Here is a 22390-nt window from a genome sequence, read left to right on the forward strand (position 1 = left end):
CGATGTCGAGTTGGACCAGGCGGCTGAAAAACCGGATGCCCCCACGACTACGGATGTTCTTCGCAAGGCTGTTTCTGCTGGTTGTCACTTGGCTTGCCGTGACCGGTGCGATCGAGATGATTCGAGGCAACGCAACTTTCAGCCCGCTAGTCTTGACGGGCTTGGTTCTAGGATGCGCGTTAGCTGCCATCTTCAAACCTGTTCCGCTCGAATACCGTCAGCCCGCGGAATAGGCCGCTTGCAAGGGGACGCTCGCTAACCTTCCCATCCCGGCATTCCGCTTCCGCCCACTTCTGGTCGTTCGGGAGGCTCGCGGACAATCACGAAAGCTGCTGTTCGTTCAGGCTGCGCCTATTCAGCAATTTGGTAGTAAACGATAGTTCAAGGCCTATTAGTCGTAATGCCTGTTCGCCAAAATGATGCTGCTCAACGGGCATGCAGGGAAGAGACATGATAGCCTACATTCTCGCAACCATGCTGGCCGCGTCACAAGCGGCACCGGTTAGGACAGATAGCGGAGCCGAGCTGGCGATGGAGCAATTCATCGCGCTCGCTGAGCCTGCACTTCTGAGCCAGGCGCCCAACGCGAAAGACGTGACTTTCAAATGGCCTTACCGGCTCGTTGCCAGCGCTGCCGGCGATTACACCTGCGGCATGGTCGCGACAAATCACGGCAAGGTTCCCCGGGAAGAAATCTGGGTGTCGGCACTGGTGGCAAATGAAAAAGTCGTCAACTCGCAGTGGTCAACTTGGAACGGCATGCTCGCCTGGGATTGCAAGCGCCACGTTCGCTCCGGAAAGCTCACACCTAGGTAGCCACCAAACGCACGGCCTGTTTGACGCGATCATCATTCCGAGAAGCGATTTTGGCTCAGTGGCGGCTTCCGCCAACACACGGAGGTTCAGGCCGGCGATCCGCGCTCCCGATAACGGCCATTCGTTCAGCGCAATCTTTCCCGTTTCTCAGTCTCCGACAGGCTATTTCGAGAAAGAGCAATCGGGAACAGATTTTGGGAAAGGCGGCGCCCCGGGCGGCTCTCGCCGTACTCGCCAGGGCGACTGTCCCGCTATGGGTTCCTTTAAGGGAAGGCAGATGAACTGCCGGCCCGAAGCCGAGGCGAGCATGCGAACAAGGCGCACGATGTGATCTTAATTCGATCGTTTGCCTAGAACTGCCAGACGCCAGTAGGGCTGTACGAATCCCGCACACGGTCAGACCGCCGCGACCCCGCCATCCACGAAGAGCTCATGGCCCGCGACAAAGCTGCTTTCGCTCGACGCGAGGAACAGCACGGCACTCGCGACATCTTCGAGGCGTCCTAGGCGCCCGAGTGGAACCCCCTTGATTACCTCTTCTTCAGCTCCCGGTGTTGCGTCGAAATAGTCCCGAATAAGACGCGTCTCGGTGCCACCGGGCGAGACGACGTTCACGCGGATGCCGCGTTCCTTCAGATCAATGGTCCAGCTTCGTGCAAAGGAGCGAACCGCCGCCTTGCTGGCATTGTAGAGCGACTGGCCCGGATACGCCTTGGATCCAGCGATCGAGCCATTGAGGACGATCACGCCCCCTTGTGTCATCAGCGGCAGTGCCTTCTGCACGGTGAAAAGCAGACCTTTCACGTTGAGGCCGAACGTCGAATCAAAATCGGCTTCTTCAATTGACTCTAGCGGAACGGGCTTGTGCATGCCGGCATTGGCGAACACGACATCGACCTTACCGTGGTCACGCTCAACGCGCTCGTAAAGTGTCGTGAGGTCGGCGAGGTTCGTGACGTCGCCTTGTACGCCGATCGCACCGTGACCGATCTGGCTGACCGCCTGATCGAGCAACGTCTGTCGCCGCGCGGTGATGTACACATGGGCACCCTCTTGCGCGAAGCGCTGCGCGGATGCCAACCCGATGCCGTCACTACCGCCGGTAATCACCACGACCTTGTCTTCGAACCGCTTCGTCATCACATGAATCTTTCGCGCAAATGGAGGATTGCTCCACTTGTAATACGGAGGCATCCTCCACTTCGCAAGGCATGGAAGGAATAATCTTGGTTGAGGCTGGCCTACGTGCCGACGCGGAACGAAACCGCCAACGCATCCTCATCGCGGCAGAGGAAGCGTTCCTAGAACGAGGTGCAAGCGTCCCGCTGGAAGAGGTGGCCAAGCGAGCCAAGGTCGGGATCGGCACACTCTATCGCCGCTTCCCGACGCGAGAAGCGCTTTTGGCGGCCACGAGCAACGAGCGGTTTGCGTCGGTTGCGGAGACGAGTCGCGCGCGAGATCGGGATGATGATCCCGGAGACGCGATGCGCCAGTTTCTTGAGGATCTCGCGATGAACACGAGCGTCTATCAAAGCCTTGCTGCTTCGCTAGGGACGGTCATCCAACACGGCACGCCTGGCTGTAACGCGATCACCGCGGAAGGTCGGCGACTGCTTCGGCGCGCTCAAGAGGCTGGCATCGTTCGTGCGGACGCCAGCTTCGATGACATAATCTGTGTGGTGAGCGCGATAGCCATCGCGGTTGAAAAGGACAGCGTTCCGATGCCGCGCATTGCTCACCTGGTGGACCTGCTCCTCAACGGCATGCGCGTGCGTTGACAAGTCCGGTTGCCGGCAGGGCCTGATATTCTCGTTTTCCGATCCTTTTCGGCAAAGCCGGCATCTGCCCAATGTCGGCTATCGCCACCCGCTGTCCTGAAAGCAGCTAGTCCGCTTTCCTGCCCATCCCGGCCGTTCTGCAATCGTCCAGTTGCGGACATCGGCTCGGGTATGGCACGAACGGCGAATGCTTCAGCTGCTCGCCTTTCTTTTGCAAGCTTCGTCGGCCCCACCCGTGCCATCACCGCCAGCCGACAGCCTTGCGGCAGCCATCCAGTTGTGGGCGGATCATCCACCGGCAGAATTTACGAAGCAGCAGGCGATCGACAGCGCCGTGGCGGAAGCAACGAGGCAGGCGCTCTACACGATCGGCATGCGGCCGAGTCCGAGGCTGTCGGTGACCAAGATCTATCTGGGTGCATACGACCGATTAAAACCGATAATCGCCCACCGTGTGCCCGCGAACCCGAGCCAGTTGGACACTGCGGTTGCGGCATGTGCGATGGATGGGATAGCGCGCCGACTGTCGACTGCCGAGATCGCGGACGTCCGGAGATCTCTGTCGACCGCAGCCGGGCAGAAATTCTGGGAGGCGGCAGGGCTCACCGATCGGCCGCTGGAAGGCTGCTACCAAGCTGCCCTCGATCTCAAGCCGGTAGCTGCCGACTATCGTGCCGCCGGCCTACGTCCGCCGACGCCGCCTAAGCCGCTCAAGCGGGGGACATCGATCGTCTACTGACAGATCGGGAACGACTGCTTTTCTTCCCAATCCAGGCATTCGATGTCGGCAAACGCCATCCCGTCTCGATCCGTTTTCAGCGCCAACCTCTCGAGGTCTTACTTAACCCAAACAGGTACCGACGACCGGACCATACCTGTAGAACTGCCGTTCCGCGTGCAATCCAAACAATCCTACGCCGCCCCCGTCACAACAGCACGTCGACGCTGTGGATCACCAGTCCGACCAGCCCACCGACGATCGTGCCGTTCACCCGGATATATTGCAGGTCTCGGCCAACCGCGTTCTCCAGGCGGCTGGTGATCGTGTCGGCATCCCAACTGCGCACCGTTTCGGACACGAGCTTGACGATGCCGTCGCCGTAATCCGCCGCCGCGCCGACTGCTGCGCGACGCACGAAGCGGTTGATCGTGCGCGACATGCGGGGGTCGTGCTGCAACGTCTCGCCGAGCTGGCGGAGGATGTCGCCGAGCTTGCCGGCCATCGCGCGCTCGGGGTCGCGGGCGATCGCCAGCAGCGCGCCACGCGCCTGTTCCCACAGGCCGTCGAGCCAGCGTTGCATCGCCGGGTTGTCGAGCAGGTCGTTCTTCATCGTCTCGACCCGCTCGCGCATGCGGCGGTCGTATTGGAGATCCCAGGCTAGGCGATCGAGTCCCTCCTCCGCCTTCAGACGCAAAGGATGCTCGGGGTCCTCGGCCATCTCGGCGAGCAGCTTGTCGAAGCCGCTGATCAGCTTGTCCGCGACGGTCGTGTCGAGCCCGGTCCAGCGCAGGATCGAGCCGGCCTTGTCGTGGACCATCGCGCGGACGAGGTGGTCGTTCGCGGCCAGCGTCTTTGCCGCCCAGCGGATCGCGCTTTCGAGCAGCGGCGCGTGGCGGCGCTCGGCCATCGCGGCCTTGAGCAACTGGCCGAGGATCGGCGAGACTTCGGTGGCGCGCAGGCGTGCGCCGATCCCCGCCTTGACCATCCCGCCGAGCCGCGCCGGGTCGAGCCCTTCGAGGACTTGCGCGACCAGCTTCGACGCCCCCTGCCGGAAGCGGCCCCCTGCCCCTTCGGGCGGATCGGTCAGCCAGCGGGCGATCGCCCCCGCCACGTCGAGCCGGCGGGTGCGGCGCGCGATGACCACGGGGATCAGGAAGTTCGCGCGGAGGAACTGCGCGAGCGTGTCGCCGATCCGGTCCTTGTTGCGCGGCACGATCGCGGTGTGGGGTATCGGCAGGCCGAGCGGATGCCGGAACAGCGCGGTGACCGCGAACCAGTCCGCCAGACCGCCGACCATCGCCGCCTCGGCGAACGCGCGGACGAACCCGAACGCCGGGTGGACGGGGACGAGCGCGCGGCTGACGAAGAACGTCGCGGCCATGAACACGAGCAGACCGGTGGCGACGATCCGCATGCGGACGAGCGCCGGCGGGGGGGCTTCGCCGGCCGGGCGCATACGGGGTAAAAGCGTCATGCCCGTAACAATCCCCGGGCGCCCCGAATGTTCACGCCGCTGCGGCGGTTCGGGTGCCCGGGTGCAGAGGGGCGTGCCGGGGATGACTCACTCGGCGGGTTGCGTGCCGTCACCGTGATCGCGGCCGTGGCCGAGCTTGCCGGTCGCGGGTCCGAGCAGCGGCCCCGGATTGGGCCCGGCGATCCCGATCACCTCGTCGCCATTGTCGCCAGGACGATAGGTGAGCAGGCGACGACCGAGCCGCGGCCCGACATAGCGCTCGATCCCGACCGCGAGGCTGAACGCCGCGGGGATGATCAGCAGCGTCAGCAAGGTCGACAGCGCGAGGCCGCCGATCACGACCGTTCCCATAGGCGCACGCGACGACGAATCGCCGCTGAGCGACAGCGCGGTCGGCACCATGCCGGCGACCATCGCGACCGTGGTCATCACGATCGGCTGTGCGCGCTTGTGCCCGGCATCGATGATCGCGGTGAACGCATCTACGCCCTTGCTCATCTCGTCGAGCGCGAAATCGATCAGCAGGATCGAGTTCTTGGCGACGATCCCGAGCAGCATCAGCAGACCGATATACACCGGCAGCGACAGCGGCTGTCCGGTCGCCCACAGCGCCAGCAACCCGCCGAGCGGCGCGAGCAGCAACGACCCCATGTTGACGAACGGCGGCAACACGCGGCGATACAGCAGCACCAGCACCGCGAACACGAGGAAGGTGCCCGCGATCACCGCGGTGATGAAGTTGGTGATCATCTCGGCCTGCCACTTGCTCTGGCCGAGCGTGAGTTCGCTGACGCCGACCGGCAGATTCTTCATCGACGACAGCGCGTGAACCTGCTTCATCGCGTCCGAGATCACCACGCCGGGCGCGAGATCAGCGCCGAGCGTGATCTGGCGCTGCTGGTTGACGCGGTCGATCTTGGTCGGACCCGAGCCGAGGCCGATATCCGCAACCAGGTTGAGCGGTACCGAGCCACCCGATGCGGTTGACACGGGCAGGTTCTGGATCGTCGACAGGCTGGTCCGCGCCGACTGATCGAGCGCGACGCGGATCGGGATCTGGCGATCGGAGAGCGAAAAGCGCGCCGAGTTCTGGTCGATATCGCCGAGCGTCGCGATCCGGATCGCCGACGACAGCGCCTGCGTGGTCACGCCGAGATTGGCGGCGAGATCGAACCGCGGGCGGATGACGATTTCCGGGCGCTGCATGCCGCCCGACACGCGCGGTGCGGTCAGCGATTTCAGCGAACCCATCTCGGCGACGATCTTGTCCGCTGCCTGTTGCAGCTTGGCGGGATCGCTGCCGCCGAGCACGACGGTCACGTCGCGACCGCTGCTGCCCCAGCCCGATTGCGAGCGGAACGACACGCGCGCATCGGGGATCGCGGTGAGCTGCGGCGCCATCCGGCGTTCGAACTCGACCGAGGTCTCCTTGCGATCGGGGCGAAGATTGGCGGTCACCGAACCGCTGCCGACCCTGGTCCGCGCATAGACCGTCGTTACCTCGGGCTGTCGGCGGAGAATCTCGCTCACACGCGCAACCACCGCATCGGTCTGCGCCAGCGTGGTGCCCGGCACCATCTCGATCTGTGCGGACGAATCATCCTCGTCGCGGGTCGGCTGGAACTGCGAGGGGATGACGGTGAACATGAACAGCGTCAGCGCGAAGGCGAGCACGCCGGCACCGATCGCCCACATCCGGTGATCCATCACGCGATTGAACATTTTCCGCATGCCACCACGGGCGCGCCACGCCGCCGCCTTGTCGCTGTTGAGCGTCCAGTGGAGCGTGCGGACATACCAGTCCATGATCCGGCCCTCGCCGTGGCTGGCATGGCCGAACGATTTCAGGAAATACGCGGCGATCATCGGCGTCACGAGGCGCGCGACCGCCAGGCTCATCAGCACGGCTGCGACCACGGTCAGGCCGAAATTCTTGAAGAACTGCCCGGCGATACCCGGCATCAGCGCGACCGGCAGGAACACCGCGACGATCGCCATCGTCGTCGCCAGCACGGCAAGACCGATCTCGTCGGCGGCATCGATCGATGCCTGGTAGGCGGACTTGCCCATTCGCATGTGCCGGACGATGTTCTCGATCTCGACGATCGCGTCATCGACCAGCACGCCCGCGACGAGGCTGAGCGCGAGCAGCGTCATGCCGTTCAGGTCGAACCCGAGCAGGTCCATGAACCAGAAGGCGGGGATCGCCGACAGCGGGATCGCCAGCGCCGAGATCGCGGTCGCGCGCCAGTCGCGCAGGAAGATGAAGACGACGATGACGGCGAGGATCGCGCCCTCGATCATCGCATGGATGGCGCTTTCATACTGCGCTTCGGTATAGTCGGTACTGGTGTAGCGCTGGACGAACTTGACCGACGGATTGCGCTTTTCGAGCGCGCGCAGCTTCTCGACCGCGGCGTGATAGACCGTAACGTCGGACGCGCCCTTGGCCCGCTGGAAATCGAAGGTGATCGCCTGGCGTCCATCGACAGTCGCGCGGCTGCGCTGCTCGGCATAGAGATCGCGGACCTGCGCGATGTCGGCCAGGCGCACGGTACGGCCATTGCCGACGTTGATCTGGGTCTGGCCGAGATCGGCGGCGTCGCGCGCATTGCCAAGCACGCGGATCGACTGTTCGGAGCCGGCGATCTCGGCCCGACCACCGGCCGCGTTCAGGTTCACCTGACGCAACTGCAAATTGACCTGGCTTGCGGTCAGCCCCTGGCTCTGGAGCTTGAGCGGATCGAGGATGACGCGAATCTCGCGACTGACGCCGCCGTTGCGGCTGATCGTCGCCATGCCGGGAATCGACAGCAGATCCTTGGTGACGGTGTCGTCGATGTACCAGGAGAGCTGTTCGACGGTCATGTCGGTGGTGATCGCCGCGAAGCTCGCGACGTCGTTGCCACTGGTGTTCGCGCGGTACACCTGCGGCTCGAGGATCCCGTCGGGCAGGTCGCTACGGATCTGCGCGATCGCGTCGCGGACGTCGTTGACCGCGCGGTCGATCGGCGTGCCAATGGTGAGCTGGATCACCGTTTCCGAATTGCCTTCGGTAACGGTCGAGTTGATTTCGTCGATGCCCTGAAGCGAGCGCACGGCCGCCTCGACGCGTTGCGTGACCTGCGTCTCCATCTCGGTCGGCGCGGCGCCCGGTTGGTTGACGACGACGACCGCGATCGGGAAATCGATGTCGGGATCGCGGTTGACGTCCATCCGCATGAAGCTGACGACGCCCGCAAGCATCAGGGCCAGGAAGAGCACGATCGGCGGAACCGGATTGCGGATCGACCAGGCCGAGATGTTGCGGAAGTTCATGGCTCTCAGCTCGCCTTCTTGGTGATCGGCTTGACCGCCTGCCCGGGGGCGAGGAAACCGCCCGCGGACTGGACGACGCGCTCCGAGCCGTCGAGCCCGCCGACGATCGTCACGCCGGCATCGGAGACCTGGCCGATCTTGACGTTGCGCCGGGCGACCTTGTTGTCCGGTCCGACGATATAGACGTAATTGCCCTTCTCGTCGCTTTGCAGCGCGGAGTCGGGGAGCAGCGGCGCCTGCGTGACGCCGCCGACGATGGTCGCGGCGGCGAATCCGCCGGGGCGCAGGCCGGGATCATATTTGACCGCGATCCGCGCAATCCCCTGACGGGTCTGCGGATCGATGACCGGCGAGACCTGCCACACTTCGCCCGGATAGCCCTGCGTGGTGCCGACCGGCACGACCGTCGCGCGCGCGCCGACATGCAGTCCGGCGAGATCGGCTTCGCTCAACTGCGCGCGCATCTCCATCTGGCCGCCCATCGCCATGCGGAACAGGACGCCCGCCGATGGTCCGACGATCTGGCCGGCTTCGACGCCGCGGGTCAGCACTAGGCCGGCGGCGGGAGCGCGGATATCGAGCCGGCCGTTGCGTGCACGCGCCTCGCCGAGCGTCGCCTGCGCCACCTTCACGCGCGCCGCCGCGGCATCGCGGGTCGCCGCTTTGCGCTGGAGATCGGCCTTCGAGATGAAGCCGCGATCGACGAGTTGCTTGGCGCGATCGAGTTCGGCCTGCGCGATCGTCTCGTCCGAGCGCGCGACGCTGACCGAGGCGGCGAGCGACGCGGCGGTCTCGGTCTGGACCGAGCGATCGACCGTCGCCAGCACCTGCCCTGCGGCAACCCAGGTGCCGGGTTCGACCAGCACGCGCGTGATCATCCCGCCCTCGCCCGCGACACCGACCGGCATCTCGCGGCGCGCGGCCAGCGTGCCCGTCGCCGAGATCGTCCGATCGACCGACTGGCGCCCCGGCACGACCACCGACACGGTCGGCAGCTGCGATCCGGGCGCTGCGGCCGCGGCGTCCTTCTTGCCGGACTTGAAGGCATAGACCCCGGCGACGATCGCCAGCACCACGAGAACAGCGATGATGATGTTGCGACGGCGGTGCGAGGGAGCGCTATAATCCGGCAACGCCAGATGCTCTTCGCTCTCGTTACCGACCATCTTCGTCTCGTAATTCATGCGCGCCACAATCCCACTTTCGACCGGTCTTGCCTCGACCCGCACCATCGCTCATACGCTGTGTTATCTGAATAAGTCACCGTGCTCAAGTCTTTCGACGAGCGCCGGTCACAGACATGCTTCGATTTCGATCTATCCGCAATGCGCTTTGGCAAATTGGAAAGACGTTCAGCTTGCGTTGAACCGTGCCGGGCGACACGCAGACCGAGTTCCACGGGAGAGACCATCATGAAGACCGCATCGTTCCTGACCGCCCTGGCTGGCGTCGCCGCGATCCTGCCTGCCGCCGGCGCGATCGCCCAGACAGCGCCGACCACGGTCGAGCCGATGGTGCCCGCCGCCGGCACCGTGCTGGACGTGTCTGCCGAGGGTCGGACGACGCGCGTTCCCGATCTCGCGACGATTCGCGCAGGCGTCGTCTCGCAGTCGCCGACCGCCGCCGCCGCACTCACCGACAATGCGCAGCGGATGACGAAGGTTTTGGACGCGCTCAAGCGCGCCGGCGTGGCGCCGCGCGATATCGCGACCTCGTCGGTGCAGCTCTCGCCGCAATATCGCTATGCCGACAACCAGCCGCCGGTCATCACCGGCTACCAGGCGACCAACACCGTCTCGATCCGCTTTCGCGACGTCGCCAAGTCCGGCACGATCCTCGATGCGCTGGTGGCGCAGGGCGCGAACCAGATCGACGGGCCGAACCTGTCGATCGACAAGCCCGAGGCGGCGCTCGACGAGGCGCGGGCCGACGCGATCGCGCAGGCCAAGCGCCGCGCGGATCTCTACGCAAAGGCCGCCGGGTTGCAGGTGGCGCGGATCGTTTCGATCGCCGAATCGGGGCAGGACACCGGTGGCTCGCCGCAACCGATGATGGCGATGATGCGTGGCGCTATGGCCAAGGACAGCACGCAGATCGCGCCCGGCGAAAAGGACGTGACGGTGACGCTGTCGGTGCGGTTCCTGCTGAACTGACGAGCCTACGATCCTCCCCCGCCAGGGGGAGGTGGCTGGCGCTCGCCAGACGGAGGGGGAGGAAAGGGCAACGTCTGCTCCGTGTCCTCCCCCTCCGTCACTTTCGGCGACACCTCCCCCTGGCGGGGGAGGATCGCAAGGGAGATGCGGCAAACAACGCACGCACGAAAAAGGGCCGCCCGGTTACCCGGACGGCCCTTTTACTTCGCGTGACGATGCGAACTCTTAGCGGACGCTACCGCGACGCACGAGGTTCACGATCGCGAGCAGGACAACCGCACCCAGCAGCGAGACCAGGAACGAGGTCAGCGTCAGCGGTGCGTTGTTGATCGAACCACCCGACAGGACCAGGCCGCCGATGAAGGCGCCGACGATACCGACGACGATGTTCAGGAAAATGCCCTGCTGCGCGTCGGTGCGCATGATCATGCTAGCGATCCAGCCGATGACGCCGCCGATGATCAGCCAAAGAATGAGACCCATGATATTTTCCCTCCGTTGAACCCGTATCCGGGCGATGGCGGAAAGACGAGCGAGCGGCGTTTTTTGTTCCGCCCGCGTTTTGAGTTTTAGCCCTCAATACTTTTGTTGGCGCTCGTACAACGACTTATAGTGCTGTATCCGCGTAACCCGGAGACCCGGCATGCCCGATCGGTCGATCGCGCGCTGCCAACTGGCGAACTCCTCGACCGTGAGACCATAACGGGCGCAGACATCGTCGACGCTGAGCAACCCGCCATTCACCGCCGCGACCACTTCGGCCTTGCGACGCACTACCCACCGCGTGGTGCTGGGCGGCGGCAGGGTATCCAGCGTCAGTTGCTCGCCCAATGGGCCAATGACCTTGCCGGGACGGATTTTCTGGTTCTCGATCATTTGAAACCTCTGATCGGGGCGGGGGGCCCCCTATCGATACGCACGCACGACACATAGTCGCAGGATTTGAAGATCGGCTGAAACGCCGCGGTAAACAGCATCTTCACTCGTCCTTCCACCGGGTTAAGGCCGCTGCCATCGGCCCGTTGAACGCGCCGTGAAGCGGCGCGAACAGTTTTGGGTCGACCGTCGTTCGCGCGAAGCTGGCCTGCACCACCGCAGTCGGGCTCGCTGCCTGGCGGACGGCGATCCCGACGATCAGGACCGCAAGGTCACCCGGAAGTACGGTGACCTCTGCGTCGCGATCGAAACGGGGAAAACTCAGGTCCAACGGGATACTCGCGCTTACTCTTGGGATGCCCGGTTTAGCGCGAGGGGGTGAAGGGACCGTAAAACTCGACAAAAAAGTTCGTGCACTTGTCGCCTTTTTGCAATCGTCGGTCGCGTTTTTCCGTCAACTCGTCCTGATATACGTTAGCCGCCGCATCTTTTTGCAACCGCACGCCGTCGCGCTTATGTGGTGACCATGGATCAGACCGATTTTCAGCTCGGGCCCCCTGCCGGTGCAGGCGCGGCCGGAAAGCGCATCGTCGTGGCGATGTCCGGCGGCGTCGACAGCTCGGTCGTCGCCGCGCTTGCGCACGCTACCGGCGCCGAGACGATCGGCGTGACGTTGCAGCTCTACGACCACGGCGAGGCGGTCGGCCGTGCAGGCTCGTGCTGCGCCGGTCGCGACATCCGCGATGCCCGCGCGGTGTGCGACCGACTCGGTATCGCGCATTACGTGTTCGATCACGAGACCAGCTTCCGCGAGCAGGTGGTCGACAAGTTCGCCGACGAATATCTCGCCGGGCGTACGCCGATCCCGTGCGTCCAGTGCAACATGGGGCCGAAGTTCACCGACCTGCTGAAGCTCGCGCGCGATCTCGGTGCGGATTGCCTCGCCACCGGGCATTATGTCCGGCGAGTCGAAGGCGCGCACGGGGCTGAGTTGCACCGGGGGGCGGACCCGGCACGCGACCAGAGCTATTTCCTGTTCGCGACCACGCAGAGCCAGCTCGACTATCTGCGCTTTCCGTTGGGTGGCCTGCCAAAGGCCCGCGTCCGCGAGATCGCGGCGGAACTCGGGCTCGGCGTCGCCGCCAAGCCGGACAGCCAGGATATCTGCTTCGTCCCCGATGGCGATTATGCGGGGCTGGTGAAGAAGCTGCGGCCCGAGGCTGCGGAGACGGCGGGCGATATCGTCGATCTCGGCGGGGCGAAGCTCGGCGAGCATCGCGGCCTGATCCACTTCACGGTGGGACAGCGTCGCGGGCTGGAGATCGGGGGCAGTCCCGAGCCGCTCTATGTCGTCCGCGTCGAACCCGCCACGAAGCGAGTCGTCGTCGGCCCCCGTCGCGCACTCGCGGTCGAGGCGGCGCGGATGACCGACATCAACTGGCTCGGCGGCGACTTCACCGGACCGCTGACCGCCAAGGTCCGGTCGATGGCCAAGCCCGTCCCCGCCCGCCTGATCGGCGACCGCGTGGTGTTCGACGCACCCGAATACGGCGTCGCGCCAGGGCAGGCGGCGGTACTCTATGCAGGCGAGCGCGTGCTCGGCGGCGGCTGGATCGCGGACACCGAGGCGGCACTGGTCGCCGCCTGACGCGTGCCCTTTGCGGGCTTGGTGCGTTGAGGCGGCATGGATATCGAAACCTTGCGCCGCCAGATGGAAGCCGCCGCCGCCGCGATGGACTTCGAAACCGCGAGCCGGCTGCGCGATGAGATCAGTGTACTGCGCGGTGGCGGCGAGGTCGCGGACACGGCTGGGCTGACCCGCCAACAGCCGGGCGCGATGGGCCTCGGCACCAGCCAGCAGCGCATGACGCCGCCCCCGGGCTGGGTGAAACCGAAGAAGCCCGACCCGATGACCAAGGGGCGCAAGCGGTAGGGAACGGAAAGGGAAGAGGTAGAAGTCCCCACCCCCACCACATCGCCATCCCAGCCCCGTCATCCCTCAACCCCGTCATCCCCACCCCGTCATCCCAGCGAAAGCTGGGATATCAGCATGGGACTCCCGTCATCTGCCCCGTGGGAGACCCCGGCTTTCGCTGGGGTGACGGATGGAAGCGGGTGACGGATGAAGGCGGGTGACAGCTCCCGCGGATGAGCTAGGCAATAGGCACCGTTACGGAAGCAGGAAAGTCCCCTCGATAGTCGTCACACACGATCCACCAAGCACCACCCGATCCCCCGCCAACCGGCACGTCAGCTTCCCGCCCCGCGCACTCGCCTGATACGCGGTAAAGCTGTCGCCCAGCATAGGCGCCCAATACGGCACCATCACCGCGTGTGCCGAACCCGTCACCGGATCCTCGTCGATCGCGTAGTACGGCGTAAACACGCGGCTCACGATGTCGGTCGCCTCCCCCCGCGCAGCGACGATCGCGACGATCGGGAATTTCGCCAGCGCCGCGAAGTCCGGCTTCAAATCACGTACGATCGCCTCGTCGTCGACGATCACGAGCGCATAGCCCTTCTCGTGCCACAACGTCTCGACCGGCGACTCGATGTTCAGCGCCGCGACGATCTCAGGAATCGCCTTCGGACTCGGTCCCCACGCCGGCAACTCCAGCGTATACCCGCTATCCGCCCGAGCAACCTCCAACATCCCCGCCTGCCGCGTCCGGAACCGCACCCGGTCGAGCGCGGTATCCGACGACAACACGAAATGCCCGCTCGCCAGCGTCGCATGGCCGCACAGCGCGACCTCCGCGCCCGGCGTAAACCAGCGCAGGTCGAAATCCACGCCCTCGTCGTCGGAGGCTACGATGAACGCCGTCTCGCTCAGGTTGTTCTCCTGCGCGATGTCGAGCAGCACGGCATCGTCAAGCCAGGCCGACAGCGGCATCACCGCCGCCTGGTTGCCGCCAAACGGCGTGTCGGAAAACGCATCGATCTGCGCGAACGGTATTCTCATGTTTGGAGCCCCTCAGACGCGCGTGCAGAACCCGAACGGATCAGACGCGTTTGCCGAACCAATGCGGCGTCACGTCCGCCTCGACCAGCGGATTGTCAGTGTCGACATGGCCCTCGGGATCGAGGTGGATCAGCACCTCGACCTTGGGGAACGCGGTGCGCAAGTTTCGCTCGACCGCCTCGACGATGTCATGCGCGTTGGCGACCGTCAGGTCGCGCGCGACCTCCATGTGGAACTGCGCGAAGTCGTGGCTGCCGGAACGGCGCGTGCGGAAATCGTGAATGCCGCGAATGCCGGGCTGGCGCGCGGCGACATCGAGGAACTGCGACCGCAGATCCTCGGGCCACTCCTTATCCATCAACTGGTCGATCGCGTTCGACGACGCCTGGAACGCGCCCCAGGCGAGCCACAGCGCGATGACGATGCCGAAGATCGGATCCGCGCCGCTCCACCCGACATATTGATCGAGCACCAGTGCGACGATGACAGATCCGTTGAGCAGCACGTCGGACTGGTAATGGACGTTGTCCGCGAGAATCGCGACCGAGCCGGTCTGGCGGATGATGCGGCGCTGATACGCGAGTAGGAACACCGTCGCGACGATCGCGATCACCGACACGCCGATGCCGAAATCGGCGCCGGTGGTAGGCTGCGGATCGCCGAACGCCAGGATCGCGCGCCATGCGATGCCGACCGCCGACGCGGTGATCAGCATGACCTGGAACAGCGCGGCGAGCGCCTCCGCCTTGCCGTGGCCGAACCGATGATCGTGATCCGCCGGCGTCGCCGCGAGCCGCACGCCGTACAGCGTGACCAGCGACGCGAGCAGGTCGAGCGCGGTGTCGGCGAGCGACCCGAGCATCGCCACCGAACCGGTCGACCAGGCGGCAAAGCCCTTCAGCAACAGCAGGAAACACGCCATCGCGACGCTGGCGAGCGCCGCGCGAGTTGCAAGCGGGATGATCCGGCGACGTTCGTCCTGGGTCATGGGAACAGCAATCCTTCGCTCCAGGCGCCGTCCTGACGCGTAAACAGCCGGCGTTCGTGCAACCGATGCGCACGGTCCTGCCAGAACTCGATCCGCGTCGGCGTCACGCGGTAGCCACCCCAATGCGGTGGCCGCGGCACGTCCTGGCCCTCGAACTTCGCGGTCATTGCGGCAAAGCGCTGCTCGAAGGTGTCGCGACTGTCGAGCGGCCGCGACTGCTCGGACGCCCACGCACCCAACTGCGAATCACGGCCACGCGAGGCGAAATAAGCATCCGACTCATCGTCCGTCGCCCATGATACCGGACCCTCGATCCGGATCTGCCGGCGCAGCGACTTCCAGTGGAACAGCAGCGCACCCTGCGGATTGGCGGCCATCTCGCCCGCCTTGCGGCTTTCGCGGTTGGTGTAGATCACGAAGCCGTCGGGGCCGTGGCCTTTCAACAGCACCATGCGGACCGACGGGCGGCCCTCGGCATCCGCCGTCGCAAGCGCGACCGCGTTCGGGTCGTTCGGCTCGGACTGCTTGGCCTCGGCGTACCAGCTATCGAACAGCGTGAAGGGATCGTCTGACATGCCGCGCGCCTTAGCGGGATTTGGCGCGGAACGAAACTTGGGAACGACTCTACCGTGCCGATGATTGACCCAGGTAATCGAATCGTTTCCGCAACGAAGGGACGCCAAGTGGCAGCACGCGCATATTGGCAGGGGCAGATCCGGCTGGCCCTCGTCTCGATCCCGGTCGAGATCTATTCCGCGACCAAATCCGGCGCCGCGGTGTCGTTCAAGCAGATCCACGAACCCTCCGGCCAGCCGATCCATTACGACAAGGTCGTCACGGGCGTGGGGCCCGTCGATGCCGACGAGATCATGAAAGGCTATGAGGTCTCGAAGGGCGAATACGTGCTGCTCGAGCAGGACGAGATCGATGCGGTGAAGCTGGAATCGAAGAAGACGCTGGAGCTGACGCAGTTCGTCGACGCGAGCGAGATCGACGTGCTCTATTACGAAAAGCCGTATTTCGTGGTGCCAGCGGACGATCTTGCGGAGGAGGCGTTCATCGTACTGCGCGAGGCGTTGAAGCGGACCAAGAAGGTAGGGCTGGGGCAGCTCGCGATGCGCGGGCGCGAATATGTCGTGAGCCTCAAGCCGTGCGGGCGCGGCATGGTGCTGGAGACGCTCCGCTATGCCGACGAGGTGCACAAGGCGCAGGGGTATTTCCGCGATATTCCCGATGACAAACCGTCCGAGGAATTGCTGGAACTGGCCGAGGCGCTGATCGGGAAGCGCAGCGCAGACTTCCACCCGCAGGAGTTCCACGATCGCTATGTTGACGCGCTGAAGGACCTGATCGAACGCAAGCGCAAGTCGAACGGGAAGAAGATCATTGAGGACAAGGATACCGGCGGGAAGACCGGGTCGAACGTGGTCGATCTGATGGCGGCGTTGAAGAAGTCGATGGAGAAGAGCGGGGGGAGTGCGGAGAAGGCGCCGGCGAGGAAAGCCCCCGCCAAGCGCGCACCGGCAAAGACGGCGGCCAAAGCGCCAGCCAAGAAACGTGCATAGCGCCCCCGCCCCCCTCACCGTCATTCCAGCGAAAGCTGGTATATCCCGGTTGGCGAGGTCGCCCTTGCCGCACCAGATCCCAGCTTTCGCTGGGATGACGTATATTTGGGCCCCCTCCCCCGTCATCCCAGCGAAAGATGGGATCTCCCCCTTGCAAACCATCCCCCTGCCGCGCGAGGTCCCGGCTTTCGCCGGGATGACGAAGACGGGACGCTATTGATGGCCACGCCCCCAGATCCCCTAGCCCTCTACAATTCGAAGCGGAACTTCACCAAAACCGCCGAACCCGCGGGTACGCTGGCCCCCGGCAACGGCAACAGCTTCATGGTCCAGAAGCACGACGCCACCCGCCTCCACTGGGATTTCCGCCTCGAAATCGACGGCGTCCTGAAAAGCTGGGCAGTCACCCGCGGCCCCAGCCTCGACCCCAACGAAAAGCGCCTCGCCGTCCGCACCGAGGATCACCCGCTGAGCTACGCCACCTTCGAAGGCACGATCCCCGCGGGCGAATATGGCGGCGGCACGGTGATGCTATGGGACCGCGGCACATGGTCCCCGATCAAGGGCAAGTCGGCTAAGGATCTCGACAAGGGCCACCTCCACTTCGTCCTCGATGGCGAACGGATGAAGGGCGAATGGCTGCTGATCCGCCTGAAGCCGCGCGCGAAGGAGAAGCGTGAGAACTGGCTCCTGCGGAAAATCGACGACGCTGCGGCGGGCGGTACCGACACGCTGGTGGAGGAAGCGCTGACCAGCGTTTCGACGGGTCGGACGATGATCGAGATCGAAGAGGATAAAAAGCCGGCACGCCCCCCCAGCCCGTCATCCCAGCGAAAGCTGGGATCTCAAGCGGCAAACACGGGACAGGAGCCACACGAGACCCCAGCTTCCGCTGGGGTGACGAAGCGCGGGCGGGGTGCAAGCGCCAAGCTTCCCGACTTTCACGACCTGCAACTCTGCACCCTAGTCGACGCCGTCCCTACCGGCTCCGCCTGGCTGCACGAAGTAAAATACGACGGCTACCGCGCACTGATCGCCGTCGCGAACGGCAAGGCCAAGGTCTTCACCCGCACCGGCCTCGACTGGACCGACAAGTTCGCCGCGATCGCCGCCGCCGCCACCAAGCTGCCCGTAAAATCCGCGCTGATCGACGGCGAGATCGTCGCCTTCAAGGACGGCCACCCCGATTTCTCGACCCTGAAGGACGCGATCTCCGCCGGCGGCGACATGACATTATTCGCGTTTGACCTACTCGAACTCGACGGCGAAGACCTCACCGGCCTCTCGAACCTCGACCGCAAGGCGCGCCTCCAACCGCTGATACCCAATGACGAAGACCGCCTCCGCTACTCCGACCACGTCATCGGCGCAGGCGAGCAACTGTTCGAGACGATGTGCAGCGAAGGCCTCGAAGGCATCGTCTCGAAACGCGCCGACGCGCCCTATGCCGGCAAGCGGACCAAGGCGTGGCTCAAGGTCAAATGCACGCACCGCCAGGAATTCGTGATCGTCGGCTGGCTCCCATCCGACAAGAAGCGCGGGTTCAAGTCGCTGTTGCTCGGCGTCCGCGAGGGCAAAGGGTATCGCTATGCGGGAAAGGTCGGCACCGGGTTCGACCAAGCGCTGATGGACGACATCCGCGACAAGCTCGACGCACTCGATCGCAAGACGCCGACGGTCGAGGCGCCCAAGGCCGCGGTCCGCGGCGCGAAATGGGTGACGCCGAAACTGGTCGCAGAGGTCGCCTTCGCAGAGGTCACCCCCGACGGCGTGCTCCGCCATTCGAGCTTCATCGGCCTGCGCGAGGACAAGGCGGCGAAGGATGTCGTCGCTGAAACCCCCGCCCCGCTGCCGGACATGGCCGAGAGTGTCGCACCGGAAACCAGCATAAAGGTCAGCAGCCGCGACCGCGTGATCTTCGACAAGTCGGACGTCACCAAGGGCGATCTCGCCGATTATTACGTCGCGGTCTCGGGCATCATGCTGCCATTCGCCGCGAACCGCCCGATCAGCCTCGTCCGCTGCCCACAAGGCCGATCCCGCGCGTGCTTCTTCCAGAAACACGACGCGGGGAGCTTCGGCGACGCGGTGCACCAGGTACCGATCCGCGAAAAGGACGGCTCGACCGAAGACTATCTCTATGTCGACGACGCGGACGGCCTTGTTGCCTGCGTGCAGATGGGGACGATCGAGTTCCACGGCTGGGGATCGTCGAACGCGACGCTGGAGAAGCCGGATCGCCTCGTGTTCGATCTCGATCCCGACGAGGGCCTCGACTTCGGCGACACGAAAAAGGCGGCGGAGCATCTGAAGAACCAGTTGGCCGAACTGGGGCTGGTCAGCTTTCCGATGCTGTCGGGGGGCAAGGGTGTGCACGTCGTCGTCCCGCTGACCCCCGAGGCGGAATGGCCGGCGGTAAAGGACTTCGCCGACCGCTTCGCGCGGGCGATGGCGGGGGCAGAGCCGGAGCGCTTCGTAGCGACGATGGCGAAGGCCAAGCGAAAAGGGCGAATCTTCATCGACTGGCTCCGCAACCAGCGCGGCGCGACCGCGGTAATGCCGTATTCGGCGCGGGCGAGAGCAGGGGCGCCGGTGGCGGCACCGGTGTCGTGGACCGAGCTACGCGATATCGAGACTGCCGCGCGGTGGGGTGTGAAGGATGGGGCGGAACTGATCGAGCGCGCTGGTTCGCGGGCGCTTGAGGGCTGGGGTGTGGCGGATCAGGTGCTGCCGGATTTGTGAGCCCCCCCCTCCCCAGTCACCACCCCGGCGAAGGCCGGGGCCCAATTGGAAAGGTTGAGGTAACGGAGCAATGACTCCCGTTACCGACGTCCCAATAGGGCCCCGGCCTTCGCCGGGGAGATTGAGCGCGTGGGAAGCCTTTCACTTTTACCCAGCTCGGCCCAACCCAGCCGCTACCGCTACCCCTCCCGCTCCCCCGTCATCCCAGCGAAAGCTGGGAACTTAATGGGGCGAGCGTCACGTCCGCCAAGCGGAATATCCCAGCTTCCGCTGGGATGACGGGTGTGGCGGGGGATGAGGCAGATACGGCCGGCAAGACAGCGAAGCGCACCCGATTCCACGCTTTTATGTTGCACCGCCGCGTCGAAAGGTGAAACACCGCCGCCTGTATTCGGGGGCTTGAGGCATTGGACACGGCGGACACGGCGACGCAAACCGCGCCCCTTTTCGACGCAATGATCCACGCCGGGCGCTGGATCGCCGACTATTGCGCGCGCAGCACCAGTGCCGACGTGCTCTGCGAAGACGCCGACCCCGCCTGGGCCGCGATGTTCGCCGAGCTCGCGACAGTCGCCTCCGACGACCTCGGCCACATCCGCGAACGCGTCCAGCGCCACGCGGTCGACATCGGCACCGGCTTCCGGATCGCCGACGAACCCGACGAGCGCCCCTGGCCCGTCTCGCCCGTCCCGCTGCTGATCGAGGCCGGCGAATGGGCGGGGATCGCGCGCGGCGTGATCCAGCGCGCGACGCTGATGGAGACGGTGATCGCCGACCTCTACGGCGAGGGAAAGCTGGTCGACGACGGCCACATCCCTGCCGCGCTCGTCACCGGCAGCCCGTTCTTCCTGCGGCCGATGGTCGGGCTCGACCCACCCGGCGGCCGCCACCTCGATTTCATCGCGATCGACCTCGGCCGCGGACCGACCGGCGAATGGCGCGTTCTCGCCGATCACCTGCGCGCACCCGCCGGCGCCGGCTATGCGCTCGAGAACCGCATTGCGGTCAGCCGTACGCTCGGCGGGTTGCAGGATAGGCTCAACGTTCAGCGCCACGCGCCGTTCTTCGCCGCCTTCCGCGCCGGGATCGCGGCGATGTGCAAGCGGACCGACCCGCGGATCGGCCTGCTCACGCCGGGCCGGTTCAACCCGAGCTATCCGGAGCAAGCGCATCTCGCGCGCTATCTCGGGCTGTTGCTGGTCGAGGGCGCCGATCTCGCCGCGCTCGAGGACAAGGTCTATGTCCGCACGATCGGCGGGCTCAAGCGGATCGATGCGTTGTGGCGGCGGGTCGACCCGCGGCTGCTCGACCCGCTGGCGTTCGACACGCATTCGCAGATCGGCGTGCCCGGGCTGATCGACGCGTACGCGGCCGGCAACGTCGTGCTGTCGAATGCGCCGGGCTCGGCCGTGCTGGAGGCGCCGGCGTTCTCCGCGTTCCTGCCGCAGTTGGCGAAATCGCTGCTCGGCGAGGACCTGATCCTCCCCAACATCGCGACATGGTGGTGCGGGCAGGACGGCGCGCGGGCGCAGGTCGAAGCCAATTTCGACCGGCTGCTGATCGGGCCCGCGTTCCACGCACGCCCGCTCGGCATGACCGGCGGCCCGACCACCGGCGCCGACATCACCGGCGAAGACCGGACGCGCCTGCTCGCCGACATGGCGAACAGGCCGCAGGATTATGTCGGGCAGGAGCTGGTCCAACTCTCGACGATGCCGGTCGTCGTCGGCGATGCGCTGGTCCCGCGGCCCTTCACGCTGCGCGTGTTCGCGGCGCGTAACGGCGACGGCGAATGGACCGTCCTCCCCGGCGGATTCGCGCGGATCGGCGAGCATCCCGACGCGCGGGCGGCGGTGATGGGCGAAGGGATCTGGTCCGCCGACGTCTGTATCTATGGTGCCGAGCCGGTCGCGTCCGTGTCGTTGCTGACCGCCGCGGACTCGCTCCAGGTGCGACGCAATCCGGGGACGTTGCCGAGCCGGGTGGCGGACAATTTCTACTGGCTCGGGCGCTATCTGGAGCGAGGCGAGGCTCTGCTCGGCGCGATCAGGGTGATGCTCGGCAACTCGATCGACGTCGACGGGGGTGCTGTCCTGTCGCCGATTACGGTCGGCAAGCTGGTCGGGCTGATCGTCGGTGCGGGCAGCGCGCCGCACCCGCCATCGCTGCGCCGCGCCGACCTGACCGCGCTCGCGCGGACCGCGATGGAGGACGAGCGCTGGCAGTCGATCCTGACGCTTAACCGCCACGCGCGGGAGATCGGCGAAGGCTCGCGCGATCGGTTGTCGGCGGACATGGTGCGGTTGCTCGAGGCGCCCTTCCCTACGCATCGCGGGATGCTGGAGAGAGCCGGGTCGTTGCAACGGCGGTATGCTGCAATCGCGGGGCTATCGGCCGAGCATATGGGGCGGACGGCGGCGTGGCGGTTCCACGATCTCGGCCGGCGGATCGAGCGGGCGATGGCGATGGCGCGCGCGATCCGGTTGTTCGGGATGCCGGGCGCGTCGCCGGACGATTTGTCGGTGCTGCTCGACCTTGCCGACAGTCAGATCAGTTATCGCCAGCGCTATCCGACCGGGATCGCGCGAGTGCCGGTGATGGACCTGGTGGCGCTCGATCCGGGCAATCCACGGTCGTTGGCGTTTTCGGCGGAGCGGATTGCGGCGCGGTTGGCGGAGTTGCCGGTACTGAGCGACGACGAGATGGCGGAGCCGCAACAGGCGCAGGCGACCGGATTACAGGCGATCGTGATGACCGCGACGGCGGCTGAGCTGAATGCGGAGACGCTAGGGGATATCGAGCGGCGTCTCGGCGCGGTGTCGGATGCGCTGGCGCGGCGGTATTTCCTGCAGGGGGCCGAACCCTTGCGGACGAGTGGGCTGACGTTGGCGTGAGGGGCATGAGCGTGCAAATCCTCCCCGGTACGGGGAGGGGGACCATGCAGCGCATGGTGGAGGGGGCTGTCCACCAGCGTATCCTCCGTGGCGCCCCCCCTCC

19 protein-coding genes are annotated in these 22390 nt (G+C 65.5%); 9 read left to right on the plus strand and 10 right to left on the minus strand.

Annotated features, from left to right (window positions below; translation table 11 throughout):
* Window positions 1-450 precede the first annotated feature (450 nt).
* A complete protein-coding gene (locus C8J40_RS02190) occupies window positions 451-816 on the plus strand; it encodes a hypothetical protein (protein ID WP_132895584.1) in 366 nt (121 codons plus the stop codon).
* A gap of 396 nt (window positions 817-1212) precedes the next feature.
* Here the strand turns inward: C8J40_RS02190 and C8J40_RS02195 are convergent, their stop codons facing one another.
* Entirely contained in the window at window positions 1213-1956 is a 744-nt protein-coding gene (locus C8J40_RS02195) for a glucose 1-dehydrogenase (protein ID WP_132895585.1), read from the minus strand.
* 86 nt (window positions 1957-2042) lie between these two features.
* Here C8J40_RS02195 and C8J40_RS02200 point away from each other — a divergent pair, with 86 nt between their 5' ends.
* Together C8J40_RS02200 and C8J40_RS02205 are read left to right on the plus strand one after the other, a co-directional pair.
* Window positions 2043-2594, plus strand: a complete 552-nt coding sequence (locus tag C8J40_RS02200) for a TetR/AcrR family transcriptional regulator (protein WP_207901124.1) — start codon at window positions 2043-2045, stop codon at window positions 2592-2594.
* Window positions 2595-2829: 235 nt separating this feature from the next.
* Window positions 2830-3333, plus strand: a complete 504-nt coding sequence (locus C8J40_RS02205; protein WP_132895587.1) for a hypothetical protein — start codon at window positions 2830-2832, stop codon at window positions 3331-3333.
* 187 nt (window positions 3334-3520) lie between these two features.
* Here C8J40_RS02205 and C8J40_RS02210 read toward each other — a convergent pair whose 3' ends face one another.
* The 3 genes from C8J40_RS02210 to C8J40_RS02220 all read right to left on the minus strand — a co-directional run bounded on the left by C8J40_RS02210 (window position 3521) and on the right by C8J40_RS02220 (window position 9291).
* Entirely contained in the window at window positions 3521-4789 is a 1269-nt protein-coding gene (locus C8J40_RS02210) for a DUF445 domain-containing protein (protein WP_132895588.1), read from the minus strand.
* An 87-nt stretch (window positions 4790-4876) separates the two neighbouring features.
* Window positions 4877-8107 (minus strand): efflux RND transporter permease subunit, encoded by a 3231-nt coding sequence (locus C8J40_RS02215; RefSeq protein WP_132895589.1) that lies wholly within the window; start codon window positions 8105-8107, stop codon window positions 4877-4879.
* 5 nt (window positions 8108-8112) lie between these two features.
* Window positions 8113-9291 (minus strand): efflux RND transporter periplasmic adaptor subunit, encoded by a 1179-nt coding sequence (locus C8J40_RS02220; protein ID WP_132895590.1) that lies wholly within the window; start codon window positions 9289-9291, stop codon window positions 8113-8115.
* A gap of 228 nt (window positions 9292-9519) precedes the next feature.
* On the opposite strand from C8J40_RS02220, the gene C8J40_RS02225 reads away from it, so the two are divergent.
* The gene (locus C8J40_RS02225; protein ID WP_132895591.1) at window positions 9520-10260 is read left to right on the plus strand and encodes an SIMPL domain-containing protein; all 741 of its coding nucleotides are present in this window, start codon (window positions 9520-9522) and stop codon (window positions 10258-10260) included.
* Between the two features lie 225 nt (window positions 10261-10485).
* On the opposite strand, the gene C8J40_RS02230 is transcribed toward C8J40_RS02225, so the two are convergent.
* The 3 genes from C8J40_RS02230 to C8J40_RS02240 all read right to left on the minus strand — a co-directional run bounded on the left by C8J40_RS02230 (window position 10486) and on the right by C8J40_RS02240 (window position 11467).
* Entirely contained in the window at window positions 10486-10743 is a 258-nt protein-coding gene (locus C8J40_RS02230; protein ID WP_055881539.1) for a GlsB/YeaQ/YmgE family stress response membrane protein, read from the minus strand.
* Window positions 10744-10836: 93 nt separating this feature from the next.
* A complete protein-coding gene (locus C8J40_RS02235) occupies window positions 10837-11136 on the minus strand; it encodes a DUF1153 domain-containing protein (RefSeq protein WP_056412261.1) in 300 nt (99 codons plus the stop codon).
* Between the two features lie 103 nt (window positions 11137-11239).
* The gene (locus tag C8J40_RS02240) at window positions 11240-11467 is read right to left on the minus strand and encodes a hypothetical protein (protein WP_165911341.1); all 228 of its coding nucleotides are present in this window, start codon (window positions 11465-11467) and stop codon (window positions 11240-11242) included.
* Window positions 11468-11662: 195 nt separating this feature from the next.
* Here C8J40_RS02240 and mnmA point away from each other — a divergent pair, with 195 nt between their 5' ends.
* Window positions 11663-12784, plus strand: coding sequence for a tRNA 2-thiouridine(34) synthase MnmA (gene mnmA, locus C8J40_RS02245; RefSeq protein ID WP_132895592.1), 1122 nt, complete (start codon window positions 11663-11665; stop codon window positions 12782-12784).
* Window positions 12785-12820: 36 nt separating this feature from the next.
* Entirely contained in the window at window positions 12821-13069 is a 249-nt protein-coding gene (locus tag C8J40_RS02250) for a UvrB/UvrC motif-containing protein (RefSeq protein ID WP_132736428.1), read from the plus strand.
* A gap of 237 nt (window positions 13070-13306) precedes the next feature.
* Here the strand turns inward: C8J40_RS02250 and C8J40_RS02255 are convergent, their stop codons facing one another.
* The 3 genes from C8J40_RS02255 to pdxH are packed head-to-tail and all read right to left on the minus strand — an operon-like array spanning window position 13307 to window position 15661.
* Entirely contained in the window at window positions 13307-14098 is a 792-nt protein-coding gene (locus C8J40_RS02255; protein ID WP_132895593.1) for a PhzF family phenazine biosynthesis protein, read from the minus strand.
* 40 nt (window positions 14099-14138) lie between these two features.
* Complete coding sequence (locus C8J40_RS02260) at window positions 14139-15086, minus strand: cation diffusion facilitator family transporter (protein WP_132895594.1); 948 nt, start codon at window positions 15084-15086, stop codon at window positions 14139-14141.
* Entirely contained in the window at window positions 15083-15661 is a 579-nt protein-coding gene (pdxH, locus tag C8J40_RS02265) for a pyridoxamine 5'-phosphate oxidase (protein ID WP_132895595.1), read from the minus strand. The genes C8J40_RS02260 and pdxH overlap by 4 nt, the downstream gene beginning before the upstream one ends.
* 108 nt (window positions 15662-15769) lie before the next feature.
* On the opposite strand from pdxH, the gene C8J40_RS02270 reads away from it, so the two are divergent.
* From C8J40_RS02270 to C8J40_RS02280, 3 genes are all read left to right on the plus strand, one after another.
* On the plus strand, window positions 15770-16651 hold the full coding sequence (locus tag C8J40_RS02270) for a Ku protein (RefSeq protein ID WP_132895596.1): 882 nt from the start codon (window positions 15770-15772) through the stop codon (window positions 16649-16651).
* Window positions 16652-16870: 219 nt separating this feature from the next.
* Window positions 16871-19393, plus strand: coding sequence for a DNA ligase D (ligD, locus tag C8J40_RS02275; protein ID WP_132895597.1), 2523 nt, complete (start codon window positions 16871-16873; stop codon window positions 19391-19393).
* Between the two features lie 455 nt (window positions 19394-19848).
* Window positions 19849-22287 (plus strand): circularly permuted type 2 ATP-grasp protein, encoded by a 2439-nt coding sequence (locus C8J40_RS02280; protein ID WP_132895841.1) that lies wholly within the window; start codon window positions 19849-19851, stop codon window positions 22285-22287.
* Window positions 22288-22390: the final 103 nt, after the last annotated feature.

The sequence above is a fragment of the Sphingomonas sp. PP-CC-3A-396 genome (assembly GCF_004343105.1).
Lineage (GTDB): Bacteria > Pseudomonadota > Alphaproteobacteria > Sphingomonadales > Sphingomonadaceae > Sphingomonas.